This is a genomic window from Galbibacter sp. L-19, from assembly GCF_056857615.1.
Map to the genome: position 1 here is coordinate 1 of NZ_JBSXNL010000050.1, position 21,455 is coordinate 21,455.

General features: G+C 32.8%; 17 protein-coding genes and 1 tRNA gene. 12 read left to right on the forward strand and 6 right to left on the reverse strand.

From position 1 onward, the window contains the following. Positions 1–84: 84 nt before the first annotated feature. Positions 85–564 carry an SDR family NAD(P)-dependent oxidoreductase gene (locus AC13CQ_RS08265; protein WP_482882826.1) on the reverse strand — a complete coding sequence of 160 codons (480 nt, stop codon included), beginning with the start codon at positions 562–564 and terminating at the stop codon, positions 85–87. A gap of 228 nt (positions 565–792) precedes the next feature. Here AC13CQ_RS08265 and AC13CQ_RS08270 point away from each other — a divergent pair, with 228 nt between their 5' ends. The 3 genes from AC13CQ_RS08270 to AC13CQ_RS08280 are packed head-to-tail and all read left to right on the forward strand — an operon-like array spanning position 793 to position 2,170. Next, entirely contained in the window at positions 793–1,023 is a 231-nt protein-coding gene (locus tag AC13CQ_RS08270; RefSeq protein ID WP_482882827.1) for a YciE/YciF ferroxidase family protein, read from the forward strand. Positions 1,024–1,046: 23 nt separating this feature from the next. Then, complete coding sequence (locus AC13CQ_RS08275) at positions 1,047–1,325, forward strand: transposase (protein WP_008611014.1); 279 nt, start codon at positions 1,047–1,049, stop codon at positions 1,323–1,325. Next, complete coding sequence (locus tag AC13CQ_RS08280) at positions 1,322–2,170, forward strand: IS3 family transposase (RefSeq protein ID WP_008611013.1); 849 nt, start codon at positions 1,322–1,324, stop codon at positions 2,168–2,170. Before AC13CQ_RS08275 ends, AC13CQ_RS08280 begins: the two co-directional genes overlap by 4 nt. A gap of 476 nt (positions 2,171–2,646) precedes the next feature. On the opposite strand, the gene AC13CQ_RS08285 is transcribed toward AC13CQ_RS08280, so the two are convergent. Beyond that, positions 2,647–2,722, reverse strand: a tRNA-Phe gene (locus tag AC13CQ_RS08285). A gap of 156 nt (positions 2,723–2,878) precedes the next feature. Here AC13CQ_RS08285 and AC13CQ_RS08290 point away from each other — a divergent pair. From AC13CQ_RS08290 to AC13CQ_RS08315, 6 genes are all read left to right on the forward strand, one after another. Next, on the forward strand, positions 2,879–3,607 hold the full coding sequence (locus AC13CQ_RS08290; protein ID WP_474507079.1) for a type III pantothenate kinase: 729 nt from the start codon (positions 2,879–2,881) through the stop codon (positions 3,605–3,607). Beyond that, a complete protein-coding gene (bamG, locus tag AC13CQ_RS08295; RefSeq protein ID WP_474507080.1) occupies positions 3,607–4,875 on the forward strand; it encodes a BamG family beta-barrel-assembly machinery protein in 1,269 nt (422 codons plus the stop codon). The genes AC13CQ_RS08290 and bamG overlap by 1 nt, the downstream gene beginning before the upstream one ends. Positions 4,876–4,905: 30 nt before the next feature. Beyond that, a complete protein-coding gene (locus AC13CQ_RS08300; RefSeq protein ID WP_008611025.1) occupies positions 4,906–6,273 on the forward strand; it encodes a hypothetical protein in 1,368 nt (455 codons plus the stop codon). Positions 6,274–6,301: 28 nt separating this feature from the next. Further along, on the forward strand, positions 6,302–6,850 hold the full coding sequence (gene lptC / locus AC13CQ_RS08305) for an LPS export ABC transporter periplasmic protein LptC (protein WP_008611024.1): 549 nt from the start codon (positions 6,302–6,304) through the stop codon (positions 6,848–6,850). Positions 6,851–7,179: 329 nt separating this feature from the next. Further along, positions 7,180–8,451: a hemolysin family protein gene (locus AC13CQ_RS08310; RefSeq protein ID WP_474507081.1), complete on the forward strand. Its 1,272-nt coding sequence runs from the start codon at positions 7,180–7,182 to the stop codon at positions 8,449–8,451. A 215-nt stretch (positions 8,452–8,666) separates the two neighbouring features. Beyond that, positions 8,667–10,772 carry a peptidylprolyl isomerase gene (locus AC13CQ_RS08315; protein ID WP_474507082.1) on the forward strand — a complete coding sequence of 702 codons (2,106 nt, stop codon included), beginning with the start codon at positions 8,667–8,669 and terminating at the stop codon, positions 10,770–10,772. A 48-nt stretch (positions 10,773–10,820) separates the two neighbouring features. Here AC13CQ_RS08315 and AC13CQ_RS08320 read toward each other — a convergent pair whose 3' ends face one another. Both AC13CQ_RS08320 and AC13CQ_RS08325 read right to left on the reverse strand, forming a co-directional pair. Beyond that, positions 10,821–11,753, reverse strand: a complete 933-nt coding sequence (locus AC13CQ_RS08320; RefSeq protein ID WP_474507083.1) for a GYDIA family GHMP kinase — start codon at positions 11,751–11,753, stop codon at positions 10,821–10,823. Continuing rightward, complete coding sequence (locus AC13CQ_RS08325; RefSeq protein ID WP_474507084.1) at positions 11,746–13,071, reverse strand: hydroxymethylglutaryl-CoA reductase, degradative; 1,326 nt, start codon at positions 13,069–13,071, stop codon at positions 11,746–11,748. Before AC13CQ_RS08325 ends, AC13CQ_RS08320 begins: the two co-directional genes overlap by 8 nt. A 222-nt stretch (positions 13,072–13,293) precedes the next feature. On the opposite strand from AC13CQ_RS08325, the gene AC13CQ_RS08330 reads away from it, so the two are divergent. From AC13CQ_RS08330 to AC13CQ_RS08340, 3 genes are all read left to right on the forward strand, one after another. Then, the gene (locus tag AC13CQ_RS08330) at positions 13,294–15,501 is read left to right on the forward strand and encodes a S9 family peptidase (RefSeq protein ID WP_474507085.1); all 2,208 of its coding nucleotides are present in this window, start codon (positions 13,294–13,296) and stop codon (positions 15,499–15,501) included. A gap of 119 nt (positions 15,502–15,620) precedes the next feature. Beyond that, positions 15,621–17,009, forward strand: coding sequence for a peptide MFS transporter (locus tag AC13CQ_RS08335; protein WP_008611016.1), 1,389 nt, complete (start codon positions 15,621–15,623; stop codon positions 17,007–17,009). A 177-nt stretch (positions 17,010–17,186) separates the two neighbouring features. Beyond that, entirely contained in the window at positions 17,187–18,767 is a 1,581-nt protein-coding gene (locus tag AC13CQ_RS08340) for a peptide MFS transporter (RefSeq protein ID WP_008611015.1), read from the forward strand. A gap of 128 nt (positions 18,768–18,895) precedes the next feature. On the opposite strand, the gene AC13CQ_RS08345 is transcribed toward AC13CQ_RS08340, so the two are convergent. Next, positions 18,896–20,899, reverse strand: coding sequence for a ComEC/Rec2 family competence protein (locus AC13CQ_RS08345; RefSeq protein WP_474507086.1), 2,004 nt, complete (start codon positions 20,897–20,899; stop codon positions 18,896–18,898). 32 nt (positions 20,900–20,931) lie between these two features. After that, complete coding sequence (locus AC13CQ_RS08350) at positions 20,932–21,447, reverse strand: C40 family peptidase (protein ID WP_474507087.1); 516 nt, start codon at positions 21,445–21,447, stop codon at positions 20,932–20,934. Positions 21,448–21,455 lie beyond the last annotated feature (8 nt).

The following is a 21,455-nucleotide window of genomic DNA, read 5'->3' on the forward strand; positions in this document are numbered from 1 at the left end:
TCGCTTCAATGGCTACTTTGGCCTTAAAGGATGCGCTGAATTTTCTTCTTGATGTTTTCATATTGACAGGGTTAAAATTACAACTTAATTTCCTGTCCTAAATTTGGGGAGTATTATATCATAAGTTGTTTTCATATTCTCAAAGTCTATATCCTTTAAACTATCTTCTTGAAATTGCATAGCAGCGTTATTAACTAAAATATTTATCCCTCCTAATTTATCAACGGTTTCTTGTATTGCGTTTCTACAGAAGCTAGCGTCTTTAATATCTCCTTGTATTAAAATACACTTTGCACCTTCTTTCTCTATTTGCTTTTTTGTATCCATGGCATCCTCACTTTCATTTAAATATATAATAGCTATATGGGCTCCTTCTATGGCAAAATGGATTGCACAACTCTGTCCAATACCACTATCTCCACCCGTAATAAGTGCTACTTTTCCTTTAAGCTTTTTAGAACCAATGTAATTTTCACGAATAATAACTGGCTTAGTTTTCATTTTGGATTGAATACCAGGCTGTTTTGTTATAATTTCTTTTTCAAATTTTCTGGGATATTTCATAATATGAATATTTTAATTTTTACTTAACTATAATTTTATAATAGATCATAATTTATTAAAAATATTTTATTAAGTATTTAAAAACCAATTGAATGAGTTAATAAAAAATCTATATGAAATAACAATAATTTAGCTAATTAAAAGCGGTATTTTTTAATTCAATTGGAGTAATAAATGAAGTTTTTTGCAACTAATTTTAATGATATTATTAATTTAAAATCAATAATTATGCAATCACTAAAAGATTTATTTGAACACCAATTAAAAGATTTATATAGTGCCGAATCTCAATTAATAGAGGCGCTACCAAAAATGGCTAAAGAGACTTCTGATGAAATGTTAAAAGAGGCTTTTGAGGTACATTTAGAAGAAACTAAACAACACAAAAGTCGTTTAGAAGAAGTTTGTAAAGAACTGGGGATTAATATAATACTCCCAAAATTTAGGACAGGAAATTAAGTTGTAATTTTAACCCTGTCAATATGAAAACATCAAGAAGAAAATTCAGCGCATCCTTTAAGGCCAAAGTAGCCATTGAAGCGATAAAAGAGCAGACAAGTATACCTGAACTTGCTGCCAAATTTGAATTGCATCCAGCCCAAATATCCAATTGGAAGCGAGAGTTTTTAAAAAACGCAGAACTTGCTTTCGAGTCCAAATCAGAAAAAGATACTCCAGCTGTGGATACCGCACCGCTTTATAGTAAGATCGGTCAATTACAAGTTGAGAATGATTTTTTAAAGAAAGTCTTGGGCAAATGAGTACTACTGAAAGAAGACAAAAGGTAGTAAAATCTCATCCAAGGCTGAGTCTTGCACAACAATGTAAAATCCTTAACATTCATCGCTCTGGTCTGTATTATAAGCCTAAAAGTGAGAGTCCATTGAATTTAGAACTGATGAAGGCAATAGATGCGCAGTTCCTGGAACACCCCTATTATGGAGTCGAACGGATGACTGATTATCTCATCCTTGATCTTGGCTACCACGTAAATGTGAAAAGAATAAGACGGCTGTATAAAATTATGGGATTACAGACCATATATAGAAAACCTAAAACCACCATCAGGGATCCTAAAAACTATAAGTACCCTTATCTCTTGAAGGGCTTAGTAATAGACCGCCCTAACCAAGTATGGCAGACTGACATCACCTATATTCCTATGTTCCGTGGCTTTATGTATATGAATGCTATCATTGATGTATATAGTAGAAAAATACTTAATTGGAGTATTTCAAACTCAATGGACAAACAGTGGTGTATCGAGCTTCTTAGAGACACTATCGCTCAATATGGCAATACGGAGATCCATAACTCCGATCAAGGGTCACAATATACCAGCTCCGAATATATTGAAGTGCTTAAAGAACATGATATTCAAATATCTATGGACAGCAAAGGAAGAGCTTTGGATAACATTTTTATTGAGCGCTTCTGGAAGTCTCTTAAATATGAAAAGATCTATCTAAACCCACCAAACGGAGGTCTAGATCTCTATCAAATGGTCACGGAATATATTGAATTCTATAACACCAAAAGAAGGCATACTGAAATAGGAAAAGTACCACCTGATCAAATTTATAATACAAAAAGAATAGCATCATAAATAATTAGATATATATTTAAACTGTCTTACAGATGGGGAGTAGTGTACTACTTATTTTTTTGAACGTTGAGATTTGGTCTTTTTTCTTATAGCGAAGCGGTCTTGTATTTTTACTCGGACATTAATATTTTTAATCCATAATTTGCTGTTTTAGTGGGATAATGTTAAGAATCGAAGGGGTTAAACGAACAGGTTAAGCTTAAAGAGTTAACTTTTTTATATACAAAAACACCGTCCAAATTAATGAACGGTGTTTTTCCCTAAACTAATACCTACTACTATGTAATGATTAGTATACATACGGAATAAAATTACTTCTGGATTATAAAAACATATATTTTATGATTTTTCTTATTCAGATTTGCATAAACACAACTTTTTGACTTGATCCACTTTTAGGAATGATCCATGATTTATGATCCAGGAAAACCTTAAAAACCAAAAAACCCGATATCCAAAAGGAATCGGGCTTTTAGTGGTGGTGCCTCCAGGAATCGAACCAGGGACACAAGGATTTTCAGTCCTTTGCTCTACCAACTGAGCTAAGGCACCAGTTAACAATCTTTAATTTTTTCTTTGTCTTATCTTTCGACAGAACCAAGATGTCCATTGCTTGATTGCGGGTGCAAATATAGATGCAAATTTAATATCTGCAAAATATTTTTTGAGAAAAATGGTTTTGTAAATTTACAATCTTAATATTTTAGAATGAATTTAATCATAGACGTTGGGAATTCCTTTATCAAAGTGGCTGTATTCAAAGCAGATAAGGTTGTAGAGGTTGCTCAAACAGTAGAGTCGGATTTTTTGAAAAAAATTTCAAATATTTTTGAAAACCATCCTTCAATAGCTAAAATAATGGTTTCTTCAGTGGGGAAATTGTCGGATGCATATATAGAAGGACTCTCTGTGTTTGCTCCTGTTTTAATATTAAATAAAAATTCTAAGCTACCATTTAAAAATGAATATGCTACACCAAATACTTTAGGCGTAGACAGAATTGCATTGGTAGCCGCAGCTTTTTATGCATATCCACAAAAGAATTGTTTAGTAATAGATGCGGGTACTTGTATTACGTATGATTTTTTAGATGAAAAGGGAGTTTATAAAGGAGGGGCAATTTCTCCAGGAATTAGAATGCGTTACAAAGCAATGCATGCATTTACAGCAAAGCTTCCGTTAATAGATTCTTTCGGGCTAGAAAATTTCATTGGTAACTCAACAGAGACTTGTATGATTTCTGGAGTTATAAATGGAACTGTCAACGAAATTGAAGCTACAATCCTACAATATCAAAGAAAATTTAAAGATTTAACAGTTATTTTAACAGGTGGGGATAGTCATTTTTTGTCTAAAAGATTAAAAAGTAGCATATTTGCCCATCCGAATTTCCTCATGGAGGGAGTTAATTATATTTTAGAACTCAACAAACACTAATGATTAAACAGATTTTTATTGTAGCTATATTGTTTATATGTAGTTATAGTTTTGCGCAGGAAGGAAGTGTGTCGCCTTATTCTTTTTACGGTACAGGAGACCAACGTTTTAAAGGATTGGTTGAAAATAGATCGATGGGTGGTATTAGTGTTTATACAGATAGTATTCACTTAAACCTTAATAACCCTGCCTCTTTAGGAAAGCTTAAGTTAACAACGTTTACTGTTGGTGGTGGCTATCATTCTTTAAAATTAAAAACGGAGGAGGAAAGTCAAGATGCTTCAGATGTAACTTTTGATTACCTTGCTGTTGGAGTTCCTTTGGGAAATAATATGGGAATGAGTTTTGGTTTAGTGCCATATACTTCTGTAGGTTACCGTGTGCAGTCGCTTAATGAGGATATTTCGCCAGCACAATTAGATAAATATTCAGGAAGTGGAGGGATTAATAAAGCTTTTTTTGCCTACGGAATAAATTTCTTGAATAATTTTAGTCTTGGAGCTAAAGCAAATTTTAATTTCGGAACAGTTAAGAATGAGTCGATTAGGTATGTAGAAGGCATTCAATATGGTACAAGAGTTCAAAATGAATCAGAATATAGTGGATTTGATTTTAATTTTTCATTAAATTACGACGCTGAATTAACAAATAAGTTACATTTACAGTCGTCTGTGTTATATAAGCCAGCAACCAAGATTACTTCTAGTAATTCTAGATCAATCTCTACTTTGGTTGCAAACTCAACAGGAATTGAGGTTCCTAGAGTTACTGAAAATGTAGATTTAGCAGCAGTCGGGCTTAATTCAACATATTTGCATATGGCAGAATCCTATGCAGTTGGTTTGGGAGTAGGAAAAAAATACACATGGTTTGTTGGAGGTGAGTATGAAATAACCAATAGTAGTGAGTTTAAGAACGATTTTGTAAATCCAGTTAATGGAGGGTATGAAGATGGAGAAAGATTTTCAGCAGGAGCATTTTGGACGCCAGACTATGATTCTTTTACAAATTATTGGAAAAGAGTAACTTATAGAGTGGGGGTGAAAAATGAAAAAACGGGCTTGCTTGTAAATAATGTGCCTGTACACGACTTTGGCATGTCTTTTGGTTTAGGTTTACCAATGAATGGTTTCTCTAACGCTAACATAGGTGTTGAATTCGGAAAGAGAGGAAGCACTTATTTAGGAAGAGTAGAAGAGAATTATTTCAATGTTTTTATAAGTTTGTCACTTAACGACAAATGGTTTAGAAAAAATTTAATTAGATAAGAATTATACGTTAACCATAAAATTAAATAAATGAAAAAGAAGATTTCAATATTGGTTGGTGTTTTGGGGATTGCTTTTGTAACATTTGGGCAAGCACAAAACCCAGAATGTCCGCAGAATTTGTCCATATTCGCCCAACATGCGAAAGTGAAAAACTATGAAGCAGCATATGAACCTTGGAAAATGGTTTATGAGAATTGTCCTAAATTACACTATGCTACTTTTGTTTACGGAGAGCTAATTTTAAAAAATAAAATTAAATCGGATCCAGCAAATAAAGATACTTATATTAAAATGCTTGCCGATGTATATAAAAAAGGACCTGAGTATTTTCCTAAAAAATTCACGGTTACCAATGCTAATATTGATGCAGCTTTATTGATGAACGATCAGAAATTAGGTTCTGATGAGGAAATCTTTAATTTATTAGACAAAGCATACAAAGAAGATAGAGATGGATTTAAAAATCCAAAAGCATTATACTTGTATTTCTCAACTTTAGTAGACTTGAATGCTGCGGGTAAAAAAGACCTTCAAGAGGTTTTTGATACTTATGACGATGTAACAGGAAAAATTGCTGAAGAAAATCAAGAGCTTGGAGAGACTATCGTTAAGTATGTTCCTAAAGAAGATGCAGGGACTCTTACAAGTAAAGAGACTAAAATTTTGGCTGCTGCAAGACAGAATGGTGAAAACTATGAGAAAATTAGCGGTAGTGTAGATGCTAAATTAGGTAAATTAGCAGATTGTGATAACTTAATTCCTCTTTATCAGAAAAACTTTGAGGCTCATAAAACCGATGCTGCATGGTTAAAGAGTGCTGCAGGAAGAATGGATGATAAGGGTTGTACTGGAGATCCAATGTTTGTAAAGTTAGTGGAAGCATTAGATAAATTAGAGCCATCTGCTCAATCTAAATATTTCTTAGGATCTTTATACGAAGAGCAAGGAAACAGTTCTAAAGCATCAGATTTTTTCAAACAGTCTATTAGTTTAGAGAAGGATCCAATCAAAAAAGCTAAGAAGTTAACTAATATGTCTAGCAAAGCTGCAAAAAGAGGTCAGAAGTCTACTTCTAGAACCTATGCGCAACAAGCGTTGGATTTAAATCCTGCAAACGGAACTCCTTACTTAATTATTGCTAGTTTATACGCAAACAGTGCTAACGATTGTGGAAGTACAACATTTGAGAAAAGAGCAATTTATTGGAAAGCTGCAGACATGGCAAGAAAAGCTGGTCAAGTAGATCCATCATTAAAAAGTAAGTCTGCTCAAGCTGCTTCAAGTTATGCAGGTAGAGCGCCAAGTAAACAAGATATTTTTAGCTCTGGTATGGCTGGAAAAACAATTCAATTTAACTGTTGGGTTGGAGGAAGCGTAAAAGTTCCTAGCTTATAAAATGAAATTTAGATTAAAATATATATTAATGAACATTGTCACAGTTATTGCTGTGACAATGTTTTTTTCATGTGAGAGTAATTTGAAAGAAGTGCAAAAAATGAATGCACTTAACAAAACTCCCGTTGGTGTTGCTGAAAATTTTGTTTTAAAGTACACCGATTCTACAAAATTAACCGCGGTTGTAAGTGGTCCTGTTTATGAGGATTATAGCAACCAGCCTTTTCCTTATCGAGAATTTCCAAAAGGAGTGCATGTAGATTTCTATGATGAGGATAATCAAAAAAGTACAGTTTCTGCTAACTATGGTATTATTTATTTAAATACTAAATTAATTGACATGCAGGGAAATGTAATTCTTGAAACCTATGACGGGAAACGTCTAAACGCTCCGCAACTATATTGGGATCAAAATAATCAATGGATATTTACAGAAGGAGATTATGTCTTTACGAGTCCAGATCTTAATATGAAAGGGGTTGGAATAGATTTTAATAAAGAGTTTACAGTGGTAAGTTCTCATGAAAATTCAGGAAGTGCAGTAGTAAAAGACGATGCTCAAACGGAAACTGAATAATACTTTTCTTCAGTAAAAAATATCCTTTTAAACATTTTCTAATTGTTCATAAATTTATCTAAGTGAATAAAAAATTCGCTTATTTATAACTTTTCTTTACATTTGATTAATAGAATTTATTTTCTTACCTATATATGAAGTATTTTAAAATTTTTGAGATTGCTTATCTTGTAGTTGCTATTGTTGCAATAGTAGAATTAGTTCGCGTTTGGTCTACAGATAGAACACGAGCTTATATTATGCTGTTTTTCGCAATAATATCTATAGGAATGTTTTTCTTTAGAAGGTATTACCGAAAAAGGTTTAGCGACAGGCAAAATAAAAAATAGATGCAAGACATCGTCATAATAATTGTATCACTTTTACTCTCTGCATTCTTTTCTGGAATGGAGATTGCTTATGTGTCTTCTAATAAAATTCATATAGAAATAGAGAAAAAGCAAGAAGGGATTCTTGCTAAAGTGCTTACTAAACTTACCAAAAAACCCTCCAAATTTATTGCAACAATGTTGGTTGGGAATAACATAGCCTTGGTTGTGTATGGTATTTTTATGGGAGACCTTATAATAGATCATCTATATCCTGCTTTTGCTGGAATTGAGAGTCCTCCTTTTGATGTTATTTTGGTGCAAACTATTATTTCAACTCTGGTAATATTAATAACCGCTGAATTTTTACCGAAAGTTTTTTTTCAAATCTATGCAAATAGCTTGCTAAAGATATTCGCTATTCCGGCGTATGTTTTTTACATGCTTTTTTCTTTTATATCTTCATTTATAATCTGGATTTCTGATTTAGTGTTAAAAGTATTTTTTAAAACTGATGGAGATGAAGTGCAACTAGCTTTTAGTAAAGTTGAATTGGGAGATTATATTTCCGAACAAATGGAGGCTGCCAATGAAGAAGACGATTTAGATTCTGAAATTCAACTCTTTCAAAATGCACTAGAATTTGCCGAAGTTAAAGCTCGTGAAGTAATGATTCCTCGAACCGAAATTACAGCAGTTGAAGTAGAGGAACTTCCGAAGGGAATAAGTAAAATTTTTACAGAAACTGGTTATTCTAAAATTTTAGTGTACAAAGATACTATAGACGACATAATTGGTTATGTGCATTCTTTTGATTTGTTTAAAAAGCCAGCAAACATAAAAGCAGTGATGATGCCTGTGGAGTACGTTCCAGAGACTATGTTAATTAGCGACGTTTTAGAATTGCTTACAAAAAAGCGTAAAAGTATAGCTGTTGTTTTAGATGAATATGGAGGTACTTCTGGGATAATGACAGTAGAAGATATTGTAGAAGAGTTATTTGGAGAAATAGAAGATGAGCATGATAGTGTTGCTCTTACAGAAGAGCAGGTAAGTAGCAATGAGTTTAAGTTTTCTGCAAGATTGGAAGTGGATTATATTAATGAAGAATATAAATTGAATCTACCAGAGGGAGAAAATTATGAAACGCTTGGAGGACTTATAGTTAGTAATATAGGGGAGATTCCTTCTAAGAATGAAGTGGTGGTTGTGGAAGATTATCAATTTACTATTTTAGAAGTTAGCAATACTAAAATTGATTTGGTTTCTCTTAAAATTTTGAAAGCCGAGTAATAGTTTCTATAAAGACTTTAAGTATAATGTTATGTTTTAATTGTGTAAACGTAGTATTTCTTTGAAATATCATAAAATATCGTTCAACTTTTAAAGGATGGATGTTTAATTTTAAAGATATTTAATAAAAACCTCAATAATTACATCTTCAGGTTTTTATTATTCCAAAAAAGTGGTATTTTCGCCCACATTAATTTAATAAATTGTATTGATAAATGGCAATTCTAGAAAAAATTAGAAGTCGCTCACTATTCTTAATATTAGTGATAGGTTTGGCTTTATTTGCATTTGTTATTTCCGGTGTTTTTGGTAAAGATTCTGGGACTGGAAAAACAACTGTTGGAGAGGTAAATGGAGAAAGTATATCGCGACAAGAGTTTGCGTATAAAGTAGAAAATGCTTCCAGAAGATATGGTGCAAATGCTACCACTGTTCAAGTTGTAAATCAAGTATGGAATCAAGAGGTTAGAGGGATTGTTCTAGAGCAACAATATGAAGACTTAGGAATTAATATTGAAAAAGATCAGATTTTAGAAGTTGTTAAAGCAAATCCTGCTTTTGCTCAAGATCCTACTTTTCAAAATGAAGCCGGTGTTTTTGATGAAGGTAAATTTATTGAGTTTATTGCAGATTTAAAGGCAAATAACCCAGCTGGATATCAGCAGTGGCAAATGCAAGAAGATGCATTGATTAATGCTTCAAAAGAGCAATCGTATTTTAATTTAATTAAAGCAGGTGTTGGCGCTACTTTGAAAGAAGGAGAATTAGCATATCATTTAGAGTCAGATAAAGTAGACGTTAAGTATGTAAAAATACCTTATACAGCTATTGCAGATAGTACGGTTAATGTTTCAAATAGTGAGATTGAATCTTACGTTAAAGAGCATAAAAAAGAATTTAAACAAGATGCTTCTAGAGATATTCGTTATGTTTATTTTGAAGAGAGTGCTTCTGAAGACGATATCAACGAAGTAAAAACAGAACTTTCTAAACTTTTAGAAAACAGCGTTGTTTATAACGAAGCGACTAAAAGTGACGAGACTGTAGCTGGTTTTAAAACAACTACAAATGTTCAAGATTTTGTAACTAGAAATTCTGACATTAAATACGATTCTACATACGTAACTAAAAAAGACTTGCCAGCTGCATTAGCAGATACGCTTTATAACCTTCCTGTTGGAAGCGTTTATGGTCCTTATAAAGATGGTAACTATTTTAAAATAACTAGAAAAGTTGCTAATAAAGAAGGAGGATCTGTAAAAGCAAGTCACATTCTTATTTCTTATGATGGTTCTCAGGCACAGCCAAAAGAATCTAGAACAAAAGAAGAAGCTAAAGCAAAAGCAGAAGAATTGTTGGCTAAAGCAAAAGCTAAACCAGATGATTTTGCAACTTTAGCAAAAGAAAATTCTGAAGATCCTGGATCTGCAAATAGTGGTGGAACTTATGATAATATTCCTGAAGGGCAAATGGTACCTCAGTTCAATGATTATATTTTTGATAACAAAATTGGTTCAATAGGTTTAGTAGAAACTGACTTTGGTTTCCATGTTATTAAAATTGATGATAAGTATAATGTTGTACAATTGGCAACTGTTGCTAGAGAGATTGAGCCGTCAGAAAAAACAATAAGCAACCTTTATACAGAGACTACAAAATTTGAAATGGCAGCCGTTGATGGAGACTTCCAAGAAGTGGCAAAGGCTTCAAATTACAATGTACGTCCAGTTAATAAAATAAAAGCTTTAGACGAAAATATCCCAGGAATAGGAAACCAACGTGGGATGGTTCAGTGGGCTTTTAATGAAGAGACTGAAGTAGGAGATGTTAAGCGTTTTAATACGCCTAACGGATATGCAATAGCTCAATTAACAGGAAAAAGAAAAGAAGGTTTAGCAACTGCTAAAGATGCTTCTGCAACTGTATTGCCTATTTTAAGAAAGCAAAAGAAAGCTGCTATTATTATGAAGGATAATGCTGGTAAGTCGATTGACGAATTAGCAAAAACTAATAATGTTAATGTTACTGCTGCTGCTGGACTTAGCATGAAAACACCAACAATTTCTGGTGCTGGAAGAGAGCCTAAAGTTGTAGGAGTTGCAATGGCGCTTTCAGAAGGAGATACTTCAAATTTAATTGAAGGTGAAAATGGAGTGTTTATGGTATCTGTAACAAAGAAAGAGATAGCACCTTCTTTAGAGAACTATGCTACTTACTCTAATACACAAAAAACTCTTAATAGAAATAGAGCTACTATTGCAGCGTATAACGCACTTAAGGATGCTGCAGAAATTGAAGATGAAAGAGCTGATATTTATTAAGCTAATTATAAAATAGTATAAAAAAGCTTCCTGAAAAGGAAGCTTTTTTTATGCAATCATTTCTTGATATGTAAGAATAGTATTGTAGCCTTTTACGGAAAAGTAAGAAGTAACATAAGTTTGTTCTCCTGTTGCTAATATAAAATCTCCACCCCATGCTCCGAGACTTTTAATACTTCCTTTAAAGTCCTTAAAAAAGTGTTCTTTTACGGGTTTTAATTGTATAAGCGAAGCGATAATATCTTCGTGCTCCTCTATAATAGTTTCAAAAGCATTTAAAGCAGTTGTCTTTAGAACTTTAGAAGTAAGAGAATTGATTTTTTTAATGGCTTCTTTTTTTTCTGCTGAAGGAGCTATTTTTTGGTAGCGTTTAATTCCTTCTCTACTATTTTGTTTTTTATTTAGATGAATAAAGAAAAGTTGATCTTTAAAAATAGGATTGAAATTTACCTTATCAATAAAAGGTTCTTTATTTTTTAGTTGATAAGTAATTGCCGAATTATTCTGCGCACAAGCAATATCATAACCGCTACCAGAAAAACTATTCCATAGTAAATCAAAGGCATTTATTTTAGCCCAAGATGCCACATTATTTATAAGTGTTGAAGAAGAGCCTAAGCCCCAGTTTTCTGGGAATTCTAAAATTGTAGTTGCTTCAATTCCATTTGAGTTTATTAAAAAATGAGGATTTAATTTTTTGGCTTCTTTTAAAATAGTAAGCAATGTTTTTGCAGCTCCTTCATTGTCGGTTTCAATTATGGAGGGTTCAGCGTCAATTTCAATATCGTTTAAATTGTAATTTGCCGTAAACCAAATATTGCCTTCATTGTTGATCGCTTTCCAAGATATTTTATCAGAAGAATTTTCTGTAATAGATAGTGATTGCCCAAATTTTGCAGGGAGCGCCAAGCTCAAAGCGCCATCTAAAACAGTATATTCTCCAGTTATTAATAATTTTCCGTTGCTATGGTAACTAGACATTTTTAGCTTTTAAGTCGTTAAACTCTTTAATTACATTGCTGTGCGTAATGGTTTTATTTTTATAAAAATCAACAAAGTATGCTTTTTCTTCTGCAGTTGCTCCAAGCTGATTTAAAATATTCATTAGGTGCATTTTCATGTGTCCTTTTTGAATTCCGTCTGTAATTAAAGAACGTACGGCAGCAAAGTTTTGGGCCAATCCTGCTACAGCAATAATTTGCATTAACGCTCTGGCAGACGGTTTGTCTAGAATTTCTAATGATAATTTAACCAAAGGATGTAAGCTTGTGAGTCCGCCAACAGTCCCTAGTGCTAATGGAATTTCAATCCAAAATTTAAAAATTCCATCTTTAATTTCGGCATGAGTTAGACTTTTATAGCTTCCAGATTTTGAAGCATACGCATGTGCACCAGCTTCAATAGCTCGAAAATCGTTTCCAGTTGCCAAAACCACTGCGTCTACCCCATTCATAATTCCTTTATTATGAGTTACTGCTCGGTGAGGTTCTGCATTTGCAATGGCTACTGCGCGTACAAATTTATCGGCAAACTCTTGCGGATTCAGGTTTTTGTCTTCGTTTAGTTCTTCAATTTTACAGGATACTTCAGCTTTTACAACACAATTTGGAACATAATTTGAAAGAATACTCATTACAATTTCTATGTTTTTTTCTTCAGGAGAAAACAAAGAGTTTTGATGAGCTTCTGCGCTAAAAGTTTTAGCAATTGCTTCTAAACAGGAGTTAATAAAGTTTGCTCCCATGGCATCCAACGTTTCAAAAGTACAGTGGAGTTGGTAGTAATTGTCTAATTGACTTGTTTTGTTTTTTAGTTCTATTGTAGAAATACCGCCACCTCGCTTGCGCATATTCTCGGTAATAGTTTCAGTGGCTTTATATAGTTTAGGTTCAACTTCAGTAAAAAAACTTTTTAATTTAGAAGCGTCTCCGTGGTACATAAAATGAACCTGACCTATTTTTTCTGTCCCTAGAATTTTAGTTTTAAAACCACCACGTTGTTGCCAATATTTAGCAGCTTTTCCAGCGGCTGCTACTACCGAGCTTTCCTCAATAGCCATTGGAATTGTATGGTATTTTTGATTGATTAAAAAATTAGGAGCGATTCCCAGAGGAAGGTAAAAATTTGAAATAGTATTTTCTATAAATTCATCATGTAATGCTTGTAGTTTAGCATCTTTATTCCAATATTGTTCCAAGGTTTTTACGCCTTCTTCTTTATTTATAAAATGATTTTTTGCTAACCACTCAATCTTTTGATTTTTAGTAAGCTTTGAAAATCCGTTTACAGGTTCTGCCATTTGTAAGTTTAATTATAAAAAGCAAAGATAATGAATCTCTTTAGAGCGGTCTTATTTGTGAGCTTTATCAATAATAATTTAGAATTCTGATTGTTTGATATAACAAAGAGGGCATTTCCGTAAGAAAGGATAGCGATAAAGGGAAGGTTTAACGCTAAAAGTTACGGTATCTGTGAAATTTTTAGTAAACTTGACGGTTTTTTAATCAATACATAACAATTAATGAAGAGACATTATACGTTGCTCCTACTTTTTGTAGGTCTAGTTTCCCTCACAACTGCTCAAAATCAGAAAATTACTTTAGAAGAAATATGGGGAGGTGCCTTTCGCACTGAAGGAATGGATGTACTACATTCCATGAAAAATGGTACACAATACACAGTTTTGAACTTCGATAGGAGCTCAAAAAGTGCCGCCATCGATAAATACAATTATAAAACTTTAGAAAAAGTTGAAACCATAGTTACTTCTTCGGACTTACCAAATATCAACTACTTTTCGTCGTATACATTTAGTAAGGATGAGTCGAAGTTAATTTTGGCAACCGATGTAGAATCAGTTTTCAGGAGATCTAAATTAGGAAAGTATTATGTGTATACTATTGCTTCAAAGGATTTAGAATTAATTTCAGAAAATAAAATTCAAGAACCTACTTTTTCTCCAGACGGTTCTAAAGTTGCTTTTGTATTTGAAAATAACATCTACATAAAAGATTTAGAAAAAGGAAATACAGTACAAGTAACAACCGATGGGAAGAAAAATAAAATCATCAATGGAGTTACCGATTGGGTTTATGAAGAAGAATTTGCTTTTGTAAGAGCTTTCGATTGGAATAAAACAGGGACTTACCTAGCGTATATCCGTTTTGATGAAAGTGAAGTTCCAGAATTTTCTATGGATGTTTATGGAGATAAATTATATCCAACACAACAGGTTTTTAAGTACCCAAAAGCTGGAGAAAATAACTCAAAGGTAAGTTTACATACGTACAATGTAGCTTCTGAAGAAACTAAAGAAGTTAACCTAAACAATGCTTATTATATTCCAAGAATTGAGTGGACTAATGACGAAGATGTATTAAGTGCACAAGTGCTTAATCGCCATCAGAACGATATGAAGCTTTATTTCTACAATGTAAATAAAGGGGCTGAAGTAGTGCTTCATGAAACCGACAAGGCATATATAGACGTAACCGATAATCTTACTTTTTTAGATGACAATAGCTTTATCTGGACAAGTGAAAAAGATGGTTACAACCATATTTTTCATTATAATAAAAATGGAAAACTTCAAAACCAAGTAACCAAAGGTACTTGGGAAGTAACCAATTATTATGGGTATGACGAGAAGTCAAATCGCATATTTTACCAATCGGTAGAAAATGGATCTATCAATAGAGATGTATATGCTATTAAATTGAATGGAAAAGATAAAGAAAGGCTTTCTAGTGAAGAAGGTACTAATAATGCTACTTTTAGTGCAGATTTTAGCTACTATATCAATTCATTTTCGAGTGCTTCTTTACCTACACGATATACTCTAAATGATAGTAAAACAGGAAAAGAATTAAAAGAGATTGTAAATAACGATGCATTGCTTAAAAAAATGTCGTCTTATGAGATTTCTCCTAAAGAATTTTCTACTATCAACATCAATGGGAACGAATTAAACATGTGGATGATTAAGCCAAAGAATTTTGATCCTAATAAAGAATATCCATTATTTATGTTTCAATATTCTGGGCCAGGCTCTCAGCAAGTATCCAATAGATGGATGGGTTCCAACGATTATTGGTATCAAATGCTTGCAGAAAAAGGATATATTATTGCGTGTGTAGACGGAAGAGGTACAGGATTTAAAGGCGCAGAATTCAAAAAAGTAACCTATAAAGAGCTTGGAAAATACGAAGTAGAGGATCAGATCTCAGCAGCAAAAAAACTCGGAAATCTTCCGTATATTGACAAAAGTAGAATTGGAATTTGGGGATGGAGCTATGGAGGCTTTATGAGTACCAATAGCATTCTTAAAGGAAATGATGTGTTTAGTATGGCTATTGCGGTAGCTCCAGTTACCAGCTGGCGTTTTTACGATTCTATTTATACAGAAAGATATATGCAAACACCTCAGGAGAATGCAAGTGGATATGATGAAAATTCGCCATTAAGTTATCCTGAATTGTTAAAAGGAGATTATTTGTTAATCCATGGAACAGGAGACGATAACGTGCATGTTCAAAATACAATGAGAATGGCAGAAGCCCTTATTCAAGCAAACAAGCAATTCGATTGGGCTATTTATCCAGATAAAAACCATGGTATTTATGGAGGAAACACACGTTTACAATTGTATACCAAAATGACTAATTTTATTGATGAGCATTTAGGAGAAAAACCTGATAATATTTCAGAGCCTAAAACAATCAACAATTAAATAATTTTAAGCCGATAGTAGCGTGAATATGCTTAATATAAGGATGTAAATGCTACTATCGGAATATTTAAATTTAAGTCTCGTTATAGAGAATAGTACTAATTAAACCCTAACAATTAATGTCTACAATAACTCAAGAACCTAATAAAAGTGAATTATTTGGTCATCCGAAAGGATTGTATATTTTATTTTTCACTGAATTATGGGAGCGTTTTTCTTATTATGGAATGCGTGCGCTATTTACTTTATTTTTAGTAGCAGAAACTACTTCAGATAATCCTGGGTTTGGCTGGACAAACGACGAAGCTTTAGCGCTATATGGATGGTATACCATGTTGGTTTATATGTCTTCTATTCCTGGAGGATGGATTGCCGATAGACTTTTAGGTCAGAAGAAAACTGTAATGGTTGGTGGAATTCTATTATGTATAGGACACACTGTTTTGGCTTTGAATTCTGAAACTTCATTTTATATAGGTTGCTTATTTATTATCCTTGGAGTAGGGTGTCTAAAACCCAATATTTCTTCCATGGTTGGAGGGCTTTATAAGCAAAAAGACGAACGAAGAGATTTAGGATTCTATATCTTTTATATGGGGATTAATATTGGAGGTTTTGCTGCGCCTATTCTTTGTGGATATGTAGGAGAAAAAATCAATTGGCATTATGGTTTTGGTTTGGCTGCAATAGGAATGTTTGTAGGGCAATTAGTATATATTTGGGGACAGAAATATTTAAAGCATGTAGGAAATCCTATTTCATCTAAAAATGAACAGGATAGAGAATTGTTAAATAAACCATTAACTAAAATTGAAAAAGATAGAGTTAAGGTATTATTGATTTCATTCTTATTAATTGTTTTATTCTGGGCTGCTTTTGAGCAGGCTGGTGGATTAATGAATTTGTATGCAGAACAAAAAACCGATAGAAATTTATTAGGGTGGATTGTACCAGCTTCGGTATTTCAATCCGTGAATTCATTTTTTATTATTACACTTGCAACCATTGTAGGAGCTTTTTGGCTTAAATGGAAGAAAAAAGGGAAAGAAGCTTCTTCCCTATTCAAAATTGCAATTGGTATTATAGTGATGGCCTTAGGGTTTAGTTTTATGAGTGCAGCTTCTGTTCAATATGAAACAGAAGGTTCTTCAGCAATGTATTGGTTAATTCTAGCTTATTTATTTCATACTATTGGGGAGCTTTGTGCTTCACCAGTTTCATTATCTTTTATTACCAAATTGGCGCCATTAAAATACGCTTCTATAATTATGGGACTCTATTGGGCAGCAACAGGATTAGGGAATAAATTTGCAGGACTAATTGGTCAAAGTGCGCAAAACCTTGGAGAATTTGAAATTTTTACAGGAATAGCTGTAATATGGTCTTTAATAGGGGTGCTTGTAATTTTATTGTTGAAACCATTAAAACGTCTAACGCACGGAGCAGAAGATAATGAAGGAGATGTAAGAGATGAGATGGCAAAAGAGCTTGAAACATCTACCAATTAATCTAGAAGTTAACCAACTATAGTTTTAAATTAATTTTAATAGCCGCTAAGAAAATAGTTAACTTACGTAGAGGCAAGTCCAAGAGCAATTAGGAGAGTTTTAAAGCGCCCTTCAGTAAATTTTGGACGGCTCAGCGTATATAAAACCTCATTTAGTGAGTAACTTAAAATTTGAATTATGGATTTGACATTATGGATTTTAACAGTAGGATGGATTTTTGTTTTACTATGGGTTCCTTTTATTATTTATACCAATAGAAAAACGCATCCAAAAGCATTATTTGTTTTATTTTTTGCCGAAATGTGGGAACGTTTTTCCTATTATGGAATGCGTGCCTTATTGGTGTTGTACATGACGAAAGTGCTTTTTATAGATATGGCACAAAGTGCCGCCGAAGTAAAATCTTATGCAATCTATGGTTCCTATACAGCTATGGTGTACCTTTTTCCAGTGTTGGGAGGGATGGTAGCCGATAAATATCTAGGATTTAGAAAAACTATTATTTGGGGAGGTTTCCTAATGGTATTAGGTCATTTTGCACTAGGCTTCCAAGCATTTGGAGATCTTGAAGGAAATATGCCTATGTTTTTTGGTGCTTTAGGACTTATTATAGTTGGAAATGGATTTTTTAAACCGAATGTAAGTTCCTTCTTGGGAGAATTCTATGAAACAGATGATCCCCGTAAAGATGGAGCTTTCTCTATTTTTTATATGGGAGTAAATATCGGTTCTTTTCTTGCAATTCTTACCTGCGGATATGTTGGTCAAAATATAAATTGGCATTACGGTTTCGGACTAGCAGGAATTGGGATGCTAATTGGATTACTTGTATTTTGGGCTTTTGCAAAAGGCTTTGGAGAGAAAGGACTAGAGCCTCAAGAGGTAAAAGATGGGAGTGTCAAAATATTTGGAACTAAGCCAGCAGTTTCGGTTATTGTTCTTTCCTTACTAGCCATTCCTATTTGTGCTTTAATGCTTAATTTAAATGAAGTAATGTCTACATTGCTTTTGGTTATTTCAGTATTTATTGTTGGGTATATTATTTATCACGCTCTAAAAAGTGATGATAAAGTAGAAGGGCAACGTTTACTTGTTGTTGTGGTATTATTTTTTTTCCATGCCGTTTTTTGGGCTCTTTTTGAGCAAGCGGGAGGTTCTTTAACAATTTTTATTGAAAAGAATGTAGATAGATCTTTTTTAGGAACGGTACTTCCATCTTCAATATTCCAGAGTTTTAATCCGCTATTTATAATCTTATTGGCGCCATTATTTTCTTTTATGTGGTTGCGTTTAAATAAAGCTAAAAAAGAACCAAGTACGCCTATGAAGTTTGTATTAGGATTAGGATTACTTGCCTTTGGATTTGCCATTATTGTACTTGGAGCTAAATATTTTCCTAATAATGAGGGCTTAATTTCTGTAGTGTTTATTGCTTTAATGTATTTATTTCATACAATGGGAGAGCTTTCTTTGTCCCCTGTAGGATTATCTATGGTAACAAAATTATCTCCAAATAAAATTGTAGGTTTTGTTATGGGAGCATGGTTTTTATCAATCTCAATAGGGAATAAAATGGCAGGATGGATTGGTTCTTTAACAGCATCAGAAAGTGTTGCCGAAGGTGCACACCCTACAGAAACATTGAGTGTTTATGCAGACACGTACCTTACTTGGGGTGTTTTTGTGGTGGCAGGTGCTACATTAATATTGCTACTTTTAGTTCCTACGTTGCGTAAATGGATGCATGGAATTCATTAAATCCCTCATTGAGGGTTTTATTCCCCAAAGCCTGTACTGAGTTTACCGAAGTGTTCTACGTCGAAATGGATTAAGATTGTTTCCTTTGAATACCTCGTAGGCTTGCCCCGAGATAGTTGATTACAATATTAATCCAATATAAAAGCTCCCTTTTCACCAGTATAGTGAAAAGGGATTTTTTGTTTTTTACAACTGGCCTTCCAAAGAGATACAAACGATCTATAGTTGTTTCCATCCGCAATTACCACTCTAGGTTTTATTTCTGATACAACTCTATTTAGGTTAACCTTTGGGGAGCCAGTTAACAATAATATAGCTGCGGTTTCTTCTTTATTATATGTAGCAGAACTATCTATAATTATTATTTTTTGTTGCTGAAAGCTAAAGCTAGATGGGAATTTTAAATATTCAATTGTATGTATGTTTTCTCCAATTTTATAAGTTTTAAATAAGTAGTTTTCCTTTAATAAGGGAGTGTTTGCTTGTAATTGATTTCCTTTCTGAAGCGCCATGAATGTATTTCTACTTTTATGAAAAATGATAAATCGCTGTTGATTTTCTGTTTTTTTATACTGATAAAAAATGCTGCCAAAGCATAGTAATAAGCTTCCAGAGAAAAGTATAAAATTATGTTTATTGTTATTTTTCATTAGTAATACAAGAGCTATAATTAATCCTGAAACCGTGAAGAAGTTTAGGCTTGTAAAATGAATCTCTGTAAAAATAAATTCTTCCTTACTTCCAATCCATTCAACAAATGCATTCATTATTCGGATTAGTATAAAATAGCCTTCAGCAAAAAAATCTGGTAAAGCATTTATAAAAGCTAAAATAATAAGTAAAAATCCTAATGTTAGAAGGAAACCAATACATGGAATAATAACTAGGTTTGAGACAAAAAACAGGCTTGGAAATTGATGAAAATAATACAAAGTAATTGGTAAAACACTTAATTGAGCCGCTACACTAACGGTTAATAAATTCCATAAGTAAATCAGTATTTTGTTTTTAGGATTCCAAAAGGATATCAAGGTTGGTTGGATCCAAACAATTCCAAAAACAGCCGTATAACTTAATTGGAATCCTACATCAAAAATATATTTAGGGTTTACTATTAGCAGAAAAAACATGGAGGTAATAAGTGCATGATAAATGTTTTTGGGGCGATTGAGTTTTCTGGCATAGGCAATAAATGAAAACATAGTAACAGCTCTTACTACAGAAGCGCTCACACCAGCAATTATGGCGAACATCCAGAGTATTGTAATTATTAAAATGAGCTTTGTAATTTCTCCATTTTTTATTTTTTCTAAGGGTTTTAGGATAAAATCAAGTAATAAAAATAGAATTCCAATATGTAGCCCTGAAATTGCTAATAAATGAACTGCGCCAGCTGAAATGTAGGCTTCATATATTTCATTGGATACATCCTGTCGTTGTCCTAGTAATAATGCATTTACTACTGCTATTTCTTCTTTGTATGGGTATTTTGTAAGGATTTTATTGACCTTCTTTCGGAATAAAGCCGCGTACCCATAAATAGTTTTTACTTTATTAGAGACTATTTTAACACCCTTTTCATCTGCTTGTAGTTGATGATAAATTCCATGTTCTGATAAATACTTTTTATAATTAAATTGATGTGGATTAAGAGGGGGAAAGATTCCTTTTAGAGCAATTTTAGTAGTGTATTCAGCATCAACATTGGGTAGTTTAACAGGAATACTATCTTTTTTTAAGTTGAATATAATAGTGCCAACTACTTCTTTTTCCTTAATCGCTATTACTTTAGCTTCGTATTTGTAATAATATGCACTAGTTTTAAGTTCCTTGATTATTCTAAAAGTTATTTCGTCTCCTTTATTATAAAAATGACTGTAATGATTTGGGTTTTTATCAGTATGTATAGTTGTAATAAGCATCCCAATAAAAAAGAGAGACAGGTAAGTTATAAATCCAAAAATAAAAAGAGAAGCATGTTTTTTCTTACGGACTAAGCCGACTAGAAGTACTATACAGCCTACTAAAAAGTAGGTTAGAACGTTTAAGTTTATGTCATAGTAATGACCGCCACAAATTCCGAAGAACAGGAAAATCAAGAGTTTGAAAATAGGATAATTTAGTATTTTCACATAGATTAAATACTAAATATATAAAAAATAAACTATAAAATTTTTCTAGCGTGATTAAAAGCATAATTCCAATACCCCTCACTTAAAGAAGAAACGAGCACACCTCTGGAAGTTGTTGAATGAATAAAGCGGATGTCATTTCCTCTAACATCCACTACAAGTCCGACATGATTTATTTTTCGACTACTTTTATTGGTCGTAAAAAACAATAAATCTCCCTTTTCTACATTTTTTAATTTAATTTTCTTTCCTTGGGTTGCCATCATGTAAGAAGCACGTTGAAGTGCAATATCATTTTCTTTGAAGGAAATATAAATTAGACCAGAACAATCCATACCTCTTTTAGTAGTTCCGCCATATTTATAGGGTGTTCCGTTGTATGATAAGGCAGTTTTTATAATATTATTAGCTTCTTTACTTCCTTTTTTTTCTTTATATGAAGCTTCTTTTTTGGAAGCTGTATCGCCTTTAACAGAAACTGTTTTCTTGGTAGATTTACAAGATAAAATACTGATGGTTATTAAAAGAATCGTTATTGTTTTTTTCATAGAAACTA